This window comes from Pseudarthrobacter sp. CCNWLW217 (assembly GCF_037203985.1).
Classification (GTDB): Bacteria; Actinomycetota; Actinomycetes; order Actinomycetales; family Micrococcaceae; genus Arthrobacter.
The window spans coordinates 1-13544 of sequence record NZ_JBBCBT010000034.1; the positions used below are offsets into that span (position 1 = coordinate 1).

15 protein-coding genes are annotated in these 13544 nt (G+C 65.2%); 7 read left to right on the forward strand and 8 right to left on the reverse strand.

Annotated elements, in window-relative coordinates; all coding sequences use genetic code 11:
• Positions 1 to 299 precede the first annotated feature (299 nt).
• A complete protein-coding gene (locus V9L18_RS21640) occupies positions 300 to 1208 on the forward strand; it encodes a DUF817 domain-containing protein (RefSeq protein ID WP_337349206.1) in 909 nt (302 codons plus the stop codon).
• Here V9L18_RS21640 and V9L18_RS21645 read toward each other — a convergent pair.
• Together V9L18_RS21645 and V9L18_RS21650 are read right to left on the reverse strand one after the other, a co-directional pair.
• A complete protein-coding gene (locus tag V9L18_RS21645; RefSeq protein ID WP_337349207.1) occupies positions 1124 to 2167 on the reverse strand; it encodes a DMT family transporter in 1044 nt (347 codons plus the stop codon). The genes V9L18_RS21640 and V9L18_RS21645 overlap by 85 nt on opposite strands.
• Positions 2164 to 2772 carry a TetR/AcrR family transcriptional regulator gene (locus V9L18_RS21650; RefSeq protein ID WP_337349208.1) on the reverse strand — a complete coding sequence of 203 codons (609 nt, stop codon included), beginning with the start codon at positions 2770 to 2772 and terminating at the stop codon, positions 2164 to 2166. Before V9L18_RS21650 ends, V9L18_RS21645 begins: the two co-directional genes overlap by 4 nt.
• 203 nt (positions 2773 to 2975) lie before the next feature.
• Here V9L18_RS21650 and V9L18_RS21655 point away from each other — a divergent pair, with 203 nt between their 5' ends.
• The 5 genes from V9L18_RS21655 (at position 2976) to V9L18_RS21675 (ending at position 7742) form a co-directional block, all read left to right on the forward strand.
• Positions 2976 to 4145 carry a sensor histidine kinase gene (locus tag V9L18_RS21655; protein WP_337349209.1) on the forward strand — a complete coding sequence of 390 codons (1170 nt, stop codon included), beginning with the start codon at positions 2976 to 2978 and terminating at the stop codon, positions 4143 to 4145.
• Positions 4146 to 4286: 141 nt separating this feature from the next.
• The gene (locus V9L18_RS21660; protein ID WP_337349210.1) at positions 4287 to 5009 is read left to right on the forward strand and encodes a GntR family transcriptional regulator; all 723 of its coding nucleotides are present in this window, start codon (positions 4287 to 4289) and stop codon (positions 5007 to 5009) included.
• A 317-nt stretch (positions 5010 to 5326) separates the two neighbouring features.
• Positions 5327 to 6682 (forward strand): MFS transporter, encoded by a 1356-nt coding sequence (locus tag V9L18_RS21665; RefSeq protein WP_337349211.1) that lies wholly within the window; start codon positions 5327 to 5329, stop codon positions 6680 to 6682.
• A complete protein-coding gene (locus V9L18_RS21670; RefSeq protein WP_337349212.1) occupies positions 6679 to 7482 on the forward strand; it encodes a putative hydro-lyase in 804 nt (267 codons plus the stop codon). Before V9L18_RS21665 ends, V9L18_RS21670 begins: the two co-directional genes overlap by 4 nt.
• Positions 7479 to 7742: a hypothetical protein gene (locus V9L18_RS21675; protein ID WP_337349213.1), complete on the forward strand. Its 264-nt coding sequence runs from the start codon at positions 7479 to 7481 to the stop codon at positions 7740 to 7742. Before V9L18_RS21670 ends, V9L18_RS21675 begins: the two co-directional genes overlap by 4 nt.
• A gap of 141 nt (positions 7743 to 7883) precedes the next feature.
• Here V9L18_RS21675 and V9L18_RS21680 read toward each other — a convergent pair whose 3' ends face one another.
• The 5 genes from V9L18_RS21680 to V9L18_RS21700 all read right to left on the reverse strand — a co-directional run bounded on the left by V9L18_RS21680 (position 7884) and on the right by V9L18_RS21700 (position 12084).
• On the reverse strand, positions 7884 to 8180 hold the full coding sequence (locus V9L18_RS21680; protein ID WP_337349214.1) for a hypothetical protein: 297 nt from the start codon (positions 8178 to 8180) through the stop codon (positions 7884 to 7886).
• Positions 8181 to 8449: 269 nt separating this feature from the next.
• A complete protein-coding gene (locus tag V9L18_RS21685; protein ID WP_337349215.1) occupies positions 8450 to 9022 on the reverse strand; it encodes an MOSC domain-containing protein in 573 nt (190 codons plus the stop codon).
• Between the two features lie 47 nt (positions 9023 to 9069).
• The gene (locus V9L18_RS21690; protein WP_337349216.1) at positions 9070 to 9375 is read right to left on the reverse strand and encodes a hypothetical protein; all 306 of its coding nucleotides are present in this window, start codon (positions 9373 to 9375) and stop codon (positions 9070 to 9072) included.
• A gap of 5 nt (positions 9376 to 9380) precedes the next feature.
• Entirely contained in the window at positions 9381 to 9974 is a 594-nt protein-coding gene (locus V9L18_RS21695; protein ID WP_337349217.1) for a GNAT family N-acetyltransferase, read from the reverse strand.
• Positions 9961 to 12084: a penicillin acylase family protein gene (locus V9L18_RS21700; protein ID WP_337349218.1), complete on the reverse strand. Its 2124-nt coding sequence runs from the start codon at positions 12082 to 12084 to the stop codon at positions 9961 to 9963. Before V9L18_RS21700 ends, V9L18_RS21695 begins: the two co-directional genes overlap by 14 nt.
• A gap of 167 nt (positions 12085 to 12251) precedes the next feature.
• Here V9L18_RS21700 and V9L18_RS21705 point away from each other — a divergent pair, with 167 nt between their 5' ends.
• Positions 12252 to 13025 carry an oxygenase MpaB family protein gene (locus V9L18_RS21705; RefSeq protein WP_337349219.1) on the forward strand — a complete coding sequence of 258 codons (774 nt, stop codon included), beginning with the start codon at positions 12252 to 12254 and terminating at the stop codon, positions 13023 to 13025.
• A 264-nt stretch (positions 13026 to 13289) separates the two neighbouring features.
• On the opposite strand, the gene V9L18_RS21710 is transcribed toward V9L18_RS21705, so the two are convergent.
• On the reverse strand, positions 13290 to 13544 hold a 255-nt coding region (locus V9L18_RS21710), incomplete at its 5' end, for an OpcA/G6PD domain-containing protein (protein ID WP_337349220.1).

Below are 13544 nucleotides of genomic sequence, written 5' to 3' on the forward strand. Positions count from 1 at the left end.
ACCCTGCACATCAACCCCGTCATCACCCACGACTACCCGGTGGACCAGGCCCTCGAAGCCTTCGACGTCGCCCGCAACTCCGCCGAAACAGGGAAAGTACTCCTCAGCTTCGGCCACGGGCGGACTTCATGAACGCGCACCTGCCGCCCTGGTGGTCATGGGCGTCTCCGGCTGCGGGAAGTTGACTATCGGCCCCAGCGGCAGGGCTCTGATGAGGGGACGGCGGCGGGCAGGTAGCTTTGAGTCTCAATACATTCGAAGCCAGCCATCACCCTAAAGCGTCAGGAACCGAAAACCCTATGCGCAGTTTCACGTCCCTCGAGCAACGGATCGACGCCGGAGCACATCGTTTCCTCGACAACGCTGCGGCTGGAGGATTCCGCTCCAGGCTCACCGAGTTTGTGGTGTTTGGCCTCAAACAGGCATGGGCCTGCATTTTCGGTGCAGCCCTGCTCGCCGTGTTGATGGCGGCCCGGCTGTGGTATCCCGAGGAAGCAGCATTGGCCAGGAACGACTTCCTGACCATTGCCGCCGTGCTTATCCAGGTCCTGATGGTGGTTGCGCGGCTGGAAACACTCCGCGAGCTGCGGGTGATTGTGCTCTTCCACCTTGTGGGAACGGTGATGGAGCTGTTCAAGACCGACGTCGGCTCCTGGTCCTACGAGGCCGAAGGCTTCCTGCGCATTGGCGCCGTTCCGCTGTTCAGCGGCTTTATGTACGCGGCCGTGGGTTCGTACATGGTGCGCGTGTACCGGCTTTTCGATCTGCGTTTCGCAACGTATCCGCGCAGGTGGTTCACCGCGGTCGTGGCGGCAGGCATCTATGTGAATTTCTTTACCCATCACTACATCTGGGACGCGCGCTGGGTGCTGCTTGCCGCCGTCGTAATCATTTTTGGGCGTTGCGTGATGCACTTCCGGGTTTTCCGGCGGAAGTTCCGCATGCCCCTGGTCATCGCCTTCCTGTTGGTGGCGCTGTTCATCTGGATTGCGGAGAACATTGCCACCTGGTCCGGCGCCTGGCTCTATCCGAGCCAGCTGAACGGCTGGCAGCTGGTGCCCTTTGAGAAGCTGGTGGCGTGGTTCCTGCTGATGATCATCTCGGTGGTACTGGTGGCGTGGGTCTACAAGCCCGAGCCGCCGGAAAAGCCTGAGGAGCCTGCCGAGGCGCTGCCGGCGGTTGCGGCGGATGTATCGTCGGTCGACTGACGCACTGGCGTGCGGTCAGAAGCCTTGGCCCTGGTCCGTATCCGCGGGGCCGGAAGGGTCAGCATGAGCAGGCTGCCTGCGATCATGGCGGCACCGCCCCAGGCGAGCGCAGGCAGGCGTTCGCCTACCACGATCACTGCGAGGACAGCTGCCACCACCGTCTCTGCAAGGGACACGGTGGTGGCCGTGCTCGCCCGGACGCGGGCCAGGCCCCAGCCGAACAGGACGTAGCCGGCGAACATGGGGACCACCGCCATGTAGGCGCCCACTGAAAAGTTCTGCCAGGACACAAGGAACGGAGCGCCGGTCACCACCAGCACAGGCATGAGCAGCAGCCCGCCGACGCCGAAGACGGCGCCCATCACCGCGCGTGATGGCGCGCCGGTGTTGATCAGGCGGTGAGCGGCCCAGGAATACAGTGCGTAGGTCAGTCCGGCCAGCAGTCCCAGTACGATGCCTGCCGGCGTCGAAAATTCGGCGCCCGGTGGCTGATCCGGGTGGCCTGCTTCCGCGAAAGATTCCGCCAGGCACAGCAGCGCAGCGCCCGAGACGCCAAGGACCGCCCCGACGGCCCACCGGCGGGTAAGCCGCCTTTTGTCCACCACACGCTCGATGACGGCGGACGCCAGGGGTGCCGAACCGATGGAGACGACGGTCCCGACGGCGACGCCGGCCAAATGCATGGACGAATAGAAGGCGAGCGGGTACATGGCAACGGCCAGTGCGCCCAGGGCCAACGTGCGCCACCGGCGGCGCAGGGAACCTCTGAACGTCAGTATTGGACGGGCGGCAATCGCAGCTTGAAGCAGGCCGCCGAAGCCCATGGCCACTGCCCCGATCGCCAGCGGGCTGACATCCGGGGCGAAGGTGGCTGCAGTGCCGGTGGTGCCCCACAGAACGGACGCGGCGAGCACAAACACTGCACCCCAGGTGGCTCCCTGAAAACCCGGCGCTTTCACAGGTTCCCGATCAGGGTAGCGGCAATCCGGCGCGCTTCCCGGACACGGTTGTCGTTGCCTTCGAGGCCGGCGCGGACCATGGAGCCTTCAAGGAGGAATGCCAGATGCTGTGCCATGGCCGCTGCCTGGTCCGCCGCTTTGTCCGGCAGAAGCTCGGCCAGGTGCCCGGACAGCAGCGCTTCAACTTCTTCCTTGTGCCGCCGGACCACTTCCCGGCCGGGGTCTCCGGCGGGAAGTTCAGCGGCCGCATTCAGCAGGCCGCAGCCGCGGAAGCCATGCTCGTAGGCCAGATCCGCGTGGTCCGCATAGGCATCAAAGACGGCCAGAACGCGGTCTTTCGGGTTCGCCGCCTTCTCCAGCCTTGCCCGGTACAGCCCCAGCCACTCTTCATGGCGGGCGTACAGGTACGCGGTGACCAGGTCAGCCTTGGACGCGAAGTTGTTGTAGAGGCTCTTCTTGGCCACGCCTGCTTCGGCTGTGATGGTGTCAATGCCCGTCCCCGTCAGGCCGTACGCATAGAAAAGCTTGGCGGCCGCGTCGAGGAGTGCGTCACGGGCAGGCCGCCTGGGCGGTGTGGTCTGTGCAGCGGTCTGTTTCCTGATCATTGCCGTCCTGGCTGAGGAAGATAAGTAGGTAGCCCAGTCTACCTACAATCTGACCGCGGGCAAGCGACAGGCGGATCGGCGCCAAAGGTTTCGTGCAGTCCCAGTTGCGACCCGAACAATTCCGGCTAGCCTGTTTCTTGGGCGGCACTACAAGCTGACCGATGATGGGGCGGGCATCGTGATTGTTATTGTCGGAGGGTCCAATGGCCATTGATTCGTGGGGCGGACGGGTAACATCCTCCCGCTTGGGCAGGGAGGCCGCAAAGATATCCGGGCTGCCGGACGATTCCCCGGCTGCCATGACAGTGCTGGTGGTGGACGACGACGAAGGCTCCCGTCTTGTGGCGAAGGCCGCCGTCGAAAGGTCCGGGCATGAGTGCATCGTGGCGGCGGATGGCGATTCTGCATGGCGGCTCTACCAGGAGCGCCGCCCCCAGGTGGTGGTCAGCGACCTGATGATGCCGGGGCTCGACGGGTTTGACCTGTGCCGTGCGATCCGGGCAGCCGAAACCGGCTCCTATACATACGTTGTGCTGCTGACCTCGCACCGAGCCCAGGAAGACGTGCTGGAAGGGATGAAGGCCGGGGCCGACGACTACGTGAGTAAACCCCTGGACCCCTTTGTCCTGCACACCCGCCTGCTGGCTGCGCGGCGGGTGACCACGCTCCATGGCGCCTTGGCAGATGCCCTTGACGAAGCCAGGGACAGCAATGAAAGGCTGGCGGAATTTACCGGCCGCGTCAGCCATGACCTCCGCAATCCGCTGACCTCCATTCTTGGTTACGTTGAGCTGGGTGCCATGGAAGGTGAGCCGGCTCCCGAGGAGGCCGCTGAATATTTGCACATCGTGGGCAACAGTGCCCGCAGGATGCTGTCCATGGTGGAAGAACTGCTTGCGTTCGCCACGATCGGCGGGTCGGTGTCCAGGGCACAGCTGTCACTGGCCAGCCTTGTCAAGGACGTCACCGACGACTTGAGCCTGAATCTGAGGGAGGCCGGTGCAGTGGTCGAGTGCGGGGATTTCGTTTTCGAAGCTGACGAAAGCCAGATGCGCGTGGCGTTGCAGAACCTGATCCAAAACGCGGTGGCCTACCGCCGCCCGGATGTGCCCGCAGCCATTCGGATCACCGGCCAGCGGACCAGCTCCGGCGCCGTCGTGTTCGTGGAAGACAATGGCAAGGGGATCCGCGCAGCTGATCGCCGCCGGGTGATGGAACCACTGGTTCGCCTGCACCGGGACGGAGATCCTGCCGGAACGGGGCTGGGGCTGGCCACGTGTGCCAGAGTGGCGGCAGCCCACGGCGGGCGCCTGGAAATATCGCAGAGCCCCAGCGGCGGAACGGCCATCAGCATTCACCTCAGCGCACCCTGACGGCGGACGCGCGTGCAGTACCCGCCGTCGTTTTGCGCTCCGGGACCGGGATGCAATTTCACAGCGTGATTCCGGCTGTCGTGCCCCTGATGGGAACAATCCAACAAAAGGATTGTGGGGCGTTCGTGTAGATTCGTGAGTATGGCCACCCTGAATCCGAATGCCGAACCTGACTCTTTCCGCGTACTGCCTGGCGGAGCGTCCAGGCTGCGTGTGGCGGTGCCGTCGGTGGCAACCCGCGTGGCCGCTGAACTGCGGCTGCAGATCGCCGAGGGCGACCTCCAGCCCGGAGTGAAACTCAAGGAAGAAGCCCTCTCCGAAGAACTCGGCGTCTCCAGGAACACCGTCCGCGAGGCCTTCGCCGAACTCGTCAGTGAGCGCCTCCTGGTCCGCGAACCCAACCGCGGCGTCTTCGTTGCCAGCCTGGGCGCCAAGGACATCCATGACGTCTACACAGTCAGGCGCGCCATCGAAGTGAGCGCCGTCCGTGGCGGCGGCACCCCCGAACGCATCGCCGCCGTGCGGGCGGCAGTTGAAGAAGGAAAAAGGGCGGCAGCCGTCGGGGACAACGAAGGCCTCGGCAGCGCCAACCAGCATTTCCACGGGGCACTCGTGGCCCTGGCGGACAGTGAAAGGCTGAACACCATCATGTCCCAGGTGCTCGCCGAGATGCGCCTCTTCTTCCACAAGGCGTCGGTTGACGGCGGTTTCTACCAGCATTGGCTGGCGGACAATGACCAGATATGCCAAGCCCTCGAAGCCGGCAAAACGGAACTTGCCGCCGAGCGCCTGACCGACTACCTCAACCGCTCCGAAGAGCACCAAGCCGCGGTGCACGCGGCCGGGTCTATGGCCTCGAAGTAAATCCCAGCAGCCACTCCGCGGCCCGCAGCAAGGGAGCCCTCCTCGGTGGGGGCTCCCTTTTGCCACGCCCGGGAACGGGCCTTTCGCGAACCAAGTGGGAATCAACCCTTGACGGTGTGATCTGCGTCGCGTAAATTGTTCAACAAGGAGATTGTTCAACAATCCAACGATCATCGCAGTTACGACTCCCGCATCAAACTCACGGCAGCCGCCTCACCGCTCCTTTGCCCCGACTTGCGACGCAACAAGTCTGGGCACACCGGGCAACCAGAACATCCGCGCAGCGGATGACATCCACTCTCTCCATGGAGGAACAAATGGCCACTCCCCAAGCAATGGCCCCCGTTGACCCGAAGCCCCCGGTGGGGCGCAAGGACATGTACAAGGCATTCGCGGCCAGCCTGACTGGAACCGCGCTCGAGTTCTATGACTTCGCCGTCTATTCCGCTGCAGCGGCGATCGTCTTTCCGCTGATCTTCTTCCCGGCCTCGGACCCCGTAACAGGAACCCTGCTGGCCTTCTCCACCTACGCCGTGGGCTACATTTCCCGCCCCGTAGGCGGCATCATCTTCGGCCGGCTCGGCGACGAAATCGGCCGCAAGAAGATCCTGGTCATCACGCTGATGCTCATCGGCGTCGCAACTTTCCTCATCGGCCTGCTGCCCACCTATGACAACATCGGCATCATCGCTCCCGCCATCCTGGTCTTCCTCCGCTTCGCCCAGGGCGTCGGCGTCGGCGGCGAATGGGGCGGTGCGGTCCTGCTTTCCAGTGAATTCGGCGACCCGAACCGCCGCGGATTCTGGGCCTCTGCTGCCCAGATCGGCCCGCCCGCCGGCAACCTTATGGCCAACGGCGCACTCGCTATCCTGACGCTGATGCTGTCCGAGGAAGCCTTCCTGGACTACGGCTGGCGCATTGCGTTCCTGATCTCCGCCCTGCTGGTCGCCTTCGGCCTCTGGATCCGGCTCAAGCTCGAGGACACCCCCATCTTCAAGGCCATGGAAGCCCGCGGTGACAAGCCCAAGGCCCCCATCCGCGAAGTGCTGGCCACGCAGCGCCGTCCCCTTATCGCCGCCATGCTCAGCCGCATCGGCCCCGACGTGCTCTACGCGATGTGCACGGTCTTCACCTTGACCTACGGCATTCAGGAACTCGGCTTCGACCGCGGCCAGGTACTGGTTGCCGTGCTCATCGGCTCGGGACTCCAGATCTTCACCATGCCGCTTGCCGGCGCCATCTCCGACCGCATCAACCGCCGCCTGGTTTACGGCATCGCCGCAGTCGGCGCCGCCGTGTGGGCTTACCTGTTCTTCATCGTCCTCGAAGGACGGTCCCCGGTCATGCTCATCGTGGGCATCGTGCTCGGCCTGCTCTGCCACTCGTTTATGTACGGACCCCAGGCGGCGTTCGTCGTCGAGCAGTTCTCACCGCGGCTCCGCTCCACCGGCAGCTCACTGGCCTACACCTTCGCCGGAATCCTCGGCGGTGCCATCGCGCCGTTCATGTTCACCCTCCTGCTGAGCACTTATGACAGCTGGATCCCGGTGGCCATGTACCTCAGCGTGGCCTGCGTCCTGACCCTGGTGGGTCTGGCCCTGGGCCGCGACTCCAACGTTGCCGAGGACGAGGAGTACCTGCAGTCCTCCACTGAACTCGTGGAGTCCAAATGAGCCAGCCTCACGCGCAACTGTCTCCCGCTGACGCCCGGCTGAAGTTCCGGAACGGCCTGGTCACCCCCACCTCCGGCTGGAGCGACGGCTACACCCAGGCCAACCTGATCGCGGTCACGGCAGACTACGCGGACGAATTCATCGAGTTCTGCCGGCTCAATGCCAAGGCCTGCCCGATCATCGACATCATCCCGGCGGGGCAGTTTGAAAGTTCTCTCGCGGCGGGGTCGGACATCCGCACGGACATCCCCGCTTACCGGGTGTGGGTGGATGGGGAGTTGGCTGAGGAGGTTACCGACGTTGCGTCTGTCTGGCGCGACGACATGGTTGGCGTCCTCATCGGCTGCAGCTTCACCTTCGAAGCGGCGCTGGCAAGTGCGGGGATTCCGCTGCGGCACACCGAAACCGGCCGCAACGTGCCCATGTACCGCACGACGGTCGAGTGCATCCCCTCCGGCAGGATCCACGGCCCCATGGTGGTTTCCATGCGACCGATGCTGCCCGAACTCGTGGACACGGCCATCCGGGTGACGTCCGAGGTCCCCAAGGTCCACGGGAGCCCGGTCCACGTCGGTTCCCCCGAAGATCTGGGCATCAAAGACATCAACCGCCCCGACTTCGGTGACGCCGTGGAGATCAGGGCAGGGGAAGTGCCTGTTTTCTGGGCCTGCGGCGTGACACCGCAGAGTGCGGTCATGGCATCCAGGCCGGCCTTCGCCATCAGCCACGCGCCCGGGCACATGTTCATCACCGATGTTCCCGAAAGCAACTACCGGGAACCGGCGGGAGCGGCATCGTGAAGCGGAGGCTGCCCGTGGCCGAGAAGCGGGCCCGCAGGGTCGTCAACGTGTCAGTGCCGCGGCAGCAGGCCACCGGCGCGCACTGTGAACTCACCGGCGTCTGGAAGAGCCCGGCGGGAGCGAGCATCTCGGTCTTCGAAGGTCAGCTCCTTCCCAGCGATTCAGGCCGGCCGTGCGTCTGGACGTACGCTGGCCTCCCGGCAGGCAGATCCGGGGCAAGAGACGCCCGGTGGGCAGTTCCGGAGCACCACAGACTGTAGAGGCAGCAAACGCAAGCGGACGACGGCGGGAACCTCCCGCCGTCGTCCGCTTGCGTTTCGTGGCTGTTCAGTCCGTCCTTGGCCGCCTTCCCGCCCGAGTCCAGGCTCTGAGCACGGTCCAGGCGACTGTGGCGGCAGCAATCACCCTGGGTGCCGGGATGGCCCCGGTGATGCCTTGCTTTTTCGAACAGCCGCCACGACGCTGACCGTCACGGTCAAGGCGATGAGGACAATGATTCCGGAGAAGTTAGGCTGGAATTGCAGGGCCAGCGCGCCGTTTTCGGTTCCGGCCGTGGCTTTGAATATCCCCAGTAGGGTCGCTGGAGAACCAGTCGAAATGGCTATCACGCTGGTAGCCACGCACAGGATGAAGGACAGTGCCAGTCCCGCCGCCACTCCGTCCAGGACGGCTCCGATAATTTTCGACGCCTTGTTCATGGATGTCGCTCCTCAAACCGGTCAACGCAACGCGCCGCCTGTGGTTGTTCCCCCGACAGGAAAATAGCGCGACGTGTTCACCTCTAGGTGGTCGAAGTGGTCAAAACCCGTAGTGATTTTCCAAAATTAGACGAATTTTGCGGATATCTAGGTGTGGTTCCCGGAGACCTAGGTATAGGCCGTTTCGCTGGAAGTACCTCGCCCTCCGGACCCTGACGAACCTACCCACCAAATGTTGCTGCACAGCAACGTTGAGTCGTTGCCTGACGCTAGGGCAGTCGGGAAGGCCGGAGCAGCGTGGGCGCACCGGCGCGTTCGGGGTCCAGCAGTACCGGGCTGATCAGGACCGCCGGCCCGCGGTACAGGACGCCGTCGCTTAGTACCTGGCAGCGGATGCCGCCACGTCCGCGCATTGCCTTGTGGGCGCCCGGGGCGAGCATCTGGTCCATCCACGCGCAGGGGTGAGCGGGACGGCCTGCCTTGAACCTCGCCACGTTGCCGCGTGATTCGAGGGCAAATTCGCCGCCGAGCAGGGGAGGCAGGTCCGCTCCCCGAAGGATCACGTTGCGCCGTGTCAGCAGCGGGTTGAAAGGCGCCGTTCCCAATTCAGCGGCGATGGACTCCAGTGCTTCGACGGCCATCACCGTGACGGCGGCGTCCATGTGCGCCGCTTTGCCGAAGAACCGGTCGCCCACGATCCCTTTGCCGGCCACGAGCTCCACCCGGTCCGCATCCGTTGTGGGGACGTCGGCGGCTCCTTCGCGGGCCCGCCCGAAATAAGCATGCGCCGGGGAGACCAGCAGGTGCAGGACCTCCACGTCGTACCGGTAGGTTGCCGTCATTCCCTCAACCTATCGCGCGAAGGAACGCCCGGCGATAGGCCGGGCGTTTACTCCTCCAGCTGAGGCAGGCACATGCAGCGGATCTCGAAGAGCGGCAGCCCCGGCTCCTCCGGCCCGTGGCCTGTGGACACCAAAAACTCATCTTCGAGGACGTAGACGGGCAGCTGCGGCGAAAGATACGTGTTGTACCGGGACGGGTAGACCCAGTGACCGTTGATGTCGAAAGCCGGCAGGGCGTAGGCGTCCCGGCGGTTGTGGGCGGAGGGGAACAGGCAGTCGCCCATCCAGATGTGGCTGGCCAGCCCGTACAGATAGTCCCTGTTGTGCGTTGTGGGGAAAAGAATGGCCTGCATCGGCGCTACCCCTTCCGGGACTCGAACCGTTCGCGGGTGAGGAATACCAGCTGTGCTTTCTTCTCAGCCAGCTGTACCTGGGCGCCGGCCTCGAACCCGAAGCTCACGAACCGCCCGATCGCCTTGCTGTTCCGGGCGTCCGGCTCCGCGACAACGCGGTCCTTAGCAGGGTCGGACAGCAGGAACCGGATCAGGCCCGCGAGCACGGTGGCGGTGAAGTTCGGGACCGGACGTGCAGCCGGAGCCAATAGCAGATGCAGCCCGGTATCCCCGGGGCGCGCAGGGTAAGCGTCAGCCACCGGATCCTGCAGCGGCTCGTACGTCTGGAACAGTCCCGCGGGTTCGTCATCGACGGAGATCAGATAGGCGTGATGGGTTTCCAGGCTGTCCACGAACAGGTAGATGTCCCGGACTTCGTCCCGGCCCATGGACTGCATGCCCCAGAACCTCGCGCGGTCCTCCGTGACCCAGCCGTGAAGCAGGTCGGCATCGCTTTCCGGAGCGAGCGGGATGAGCCTCAGCTGCCCCAGGCCAGGCAGCTCTTCCGTGTAGACGGCGTCCCTGACGGAGAGCGGAACGGCAGTGTCAGCGTGGGTCATGGTTCTCCTTGGTCAGCTGCTCCCAGTCGGTGATGACGGGGATGAGGTCACCGGCAGCCCAAAGGGGCAGCTGGCTGGCGAAGTGCTCGTGGTCGGGGTGTCCCGAGGCGCCGAAAGGGACGATCCAGCGGCTCGCGGCCCGGTCCACCAGATCCCAGACGTAGCGGGCCACCGGTCCGCGGAACGACCCGTCGGTCACCCCGGGCAGGCTCTCTGTGGACAGGACGCAGCCGGTATCCCCGGACAAACTGGTGAGGGGGACTGTGGGCGCCAGTCCGCGAGGGCCGTGCTCGTCCAGGGCATGCAGCGGCAGCACAGTATGGCTGGATCCCCACGTATCGGTGGGTGCTGCTGCTGCGAGTTCCTCCAGCGCCTCCCGTGCGGCCCCGGCGACGTCGACGCCGGCTGCCGGGCCGTCGGCGATCAGTGTTTCAAGGGCGAAGCCCACACGTGAGGCGGCGTAGAGCCAGGGACCGAAGAGAGGGGAGTGGCCGTGTGGTTCGGCCAGGGGCAGCAGTTTGGGCGTGCGCGCCAGGGCGAGGACCAGCGCAGACCTCCAGGCCGCAAACGCGCCGGCGCCGCTGCTGTTTCCATCCATGTGGCCGTCCCATGACAGCAGCCGCCCCCGGAGGGCAACCGCCGGAGCAGAAAGCGAACCGCATCCCCGGAGCAGGGCGCGGAGCGTTGGCCAGGAACCGAGATGGGTGTCCATGTGGATCCGCTGCATGGCAGCTGCATCCAGCCCAGGCCCATGATCCTCCAACAGGTGCCGGATCCGCCGGGCGCGGTGGGCCGGGGCGAACTCAAGCCCCAGCAGTTCCCCGCCGCCGGAATCTCGGTCATTGGCGTTCACGGCCAGGGAAGGCACATGGGAACTGGGCATTTTCTCCCACGCACCCGTCCACTGGTGGTCCGCCGCCCACGCCGGGACAGGGCGGACCCGGTTGTGCCGGCTTCGGACGGGGACCTTTCCGGCGACCAGTTGGCGGACATCACCGCTGGTATCGGCAACCAGCACACAGTTCACCGGCTCCACCCAGGAGTCCAGCGCTGCCTCCACCTCCGCCGCGGATCGGCTCCGCAGGAGCGGCAGGAGGGCCTCGAAGCCCAGGGTTCCCGCCGACCGAGCCGGCGTCCGCAGGCTCAGCGCACCGCCGTCGGACCCTCCCGAGATGACCGGACCCCGGGCAGTTTCGATGACCTCCACGGTTTCCGCCGCCGAGCCGCGCACCAGAATCTCTTCCGCGTGGTGCGCGAGGACAGGCTCCCAGCCACTGGGCCCCAATGCGGCAACCCCGCCGTCCTGGTCCCGCAGCTGCTCGCGGAACAGGTCCTGGTAATCGGCCATGGCATTAGTGACAGCCCAGGCGACTGACCCGGCGTGGCCAAAATGGGGGATCCCGGGCACGCCGGGAAAAGCCAGCCCGACGACGTCGAACTCCGGGCACGCGAGCCGTACCTGCTGGTAGACGCCCGGCAGTTCCATGAGGCGATGCGGATCGCCTGCGATGAGTGGTGAACCGGATGCGGTCAGCCTGCCCGCCGCGGCCCACGCGTTGCTGCCGGCCCACACGGGAGCTTCGATACTGAACAGGCCCACCGCGTCGTCGCCGAGGGTCGTGGCCACGTGTTCGCGCCAGAGCTTGTTGGGGAACGTGCCGAAGAGAATGTGGTGGACCAGGAAAACACCCAGCGGCGTCCACGGCTCCCAGGGGGCGGGCGCGGTCTCAGTTGCGCGGAACTCGTCGGCATCCCGGCGGCCTGTTAAGAGTGCATGGTTCACGCCGTCGACGTAGGCCGTGCACCAGCGCCTGGTGTCGTCGTCGAGGTTCTCGAAGCACCGGCGCGCTGTGTCATCCAGCCGCACCCGGCGCGCAAACCGGTCCCAGTCCAGCCCGTCCGCTCCCAGATGCTCAGCCGTGCTGCCCTCTGACCGCCAGCGTTCCATCTCGATCTGCCAGGAACGGTCGGCGGCAGCGTTGTAGCCCTGAAGGAAGGACAGCTCGTCAGGGGAGCCTGCCCGGAGGTGCGGAATGCCCCATGGGTCCCGGAAGATCTCCGGCGGCATGGCCGGGGGACTGTCGCTGGGGGCAGTTTCAGTGGTGGTCACGTGTATCTCCGTGGTTAGGTAAGCCTTAGCTAACCAAAGAATAGGGTGGTACGGCGGGTTCGCCAAAATGTTGCGCCAGAAAACGGGAGCGGACGACGGCGGGAGGCGGCCGCCGTCGTCGGGTTCCGGCGTGCCCGGTGTTGGCTGTCTCCGGTACATTTGTGGGCATGGTTCCCGGACTTGCCGACATAGGCGCAGAAGGCATTCTGCTCGCCGGGGCAGGCCGCGCCATTTTGCTGCAGATAGCCAACCCGGCCGTGGGTCACGGCGTTGCGGAGCACAGTCACTTTACGGAACGTCCGCTCGACCGCCTTCGCGGCACTCTTACTTACGTCTACGCGATCGTCTATGGCACCGAGGGGCAAGTAGCAGCCGTCCGCCGCCGGGTGAACCGCGCCCATGCACCGGTCCAGCGCGCCCCGGATGAAACCTCGAACGGGTACAGCGCCTTTGACGCGGATTCGCAGCTCTGGGTAGTGGCTACGCTGTACGACACCGCCGTCACCATCTTCGAGCGGGTCTATGGACCCCTCGACGACGAAACGGCCGATCTGATGTATCGCGACTACGCCAAACTTGGGACAGCCCTGCAGCTCCCGGCGGAACTATGGCCGCCGGACCGGGCGGCGTTCCGCGTTTACTGGAACTCTCGCGTAGAGTCCCTCACTGCCGACGACGCCGCAGTGCGTGTGGCCCACGGCCTCCTCCATCCGCGGGGCGGGCCGCTCTGGTACCGCGCCGTCATGCCGTTTGCCCGGTTCCTCACCGCCGGCCTGCTGCCGGACCATCTACGCGACGGTTTTGGCTTGCCCTGGAGCGCAAGCCATGGGCGCCGATTCGACTTCACTATGAAGTGCACTGCCGTGGTTTATCCGCGGTTGCCGCAACGGATCCGGCACTGGTTCAAGAACTACTGCCTGGGGCAGCTCGAGGCCACGTAGCAGCGGTCAAGGGGCGGGGCCACGCCGAAGAGGTAGCCCACGGGCTCCACCCCTGCGCCCACGGATTCAGAACAGGCTGGCCGGCGATAGCCCCAGGATCCGCGGCTGCCATGGATTGCTGCGGATAGCTGGACCCGAGGTCACCACCCGGGGTATTGGAACGATGCGTAGGTAATCCCAAGCATGGCCAACATGCCAAGAACGCCTACTGACCAACCTTCGATGGTCTTTCGCAGCTTCTCATTGCGTCTGCTGTGAGTATCGCTAAGCATGGACGAGCCGCCCTGCCGTGCAGTCAGCCAGTGCGCGTTCCGCCGGTGCAGTCTCGGCAGGATCTGCAATTTTGGGTGGCCATTCCAAAGACCGGACCACTTGGCCGAAGACCTCGTCGGGGTCGAGGCGGCGTAGTTCTTCGGCGAGGCAGTCGCGGAGGCTGCGGCGGGGCAGGGAGATGCGTTGGGCGGGTTGGCCTGGTTGGGTGAGTTCGGCGATGGAGAGTCCGGGGCGGAAGAGTTGGAC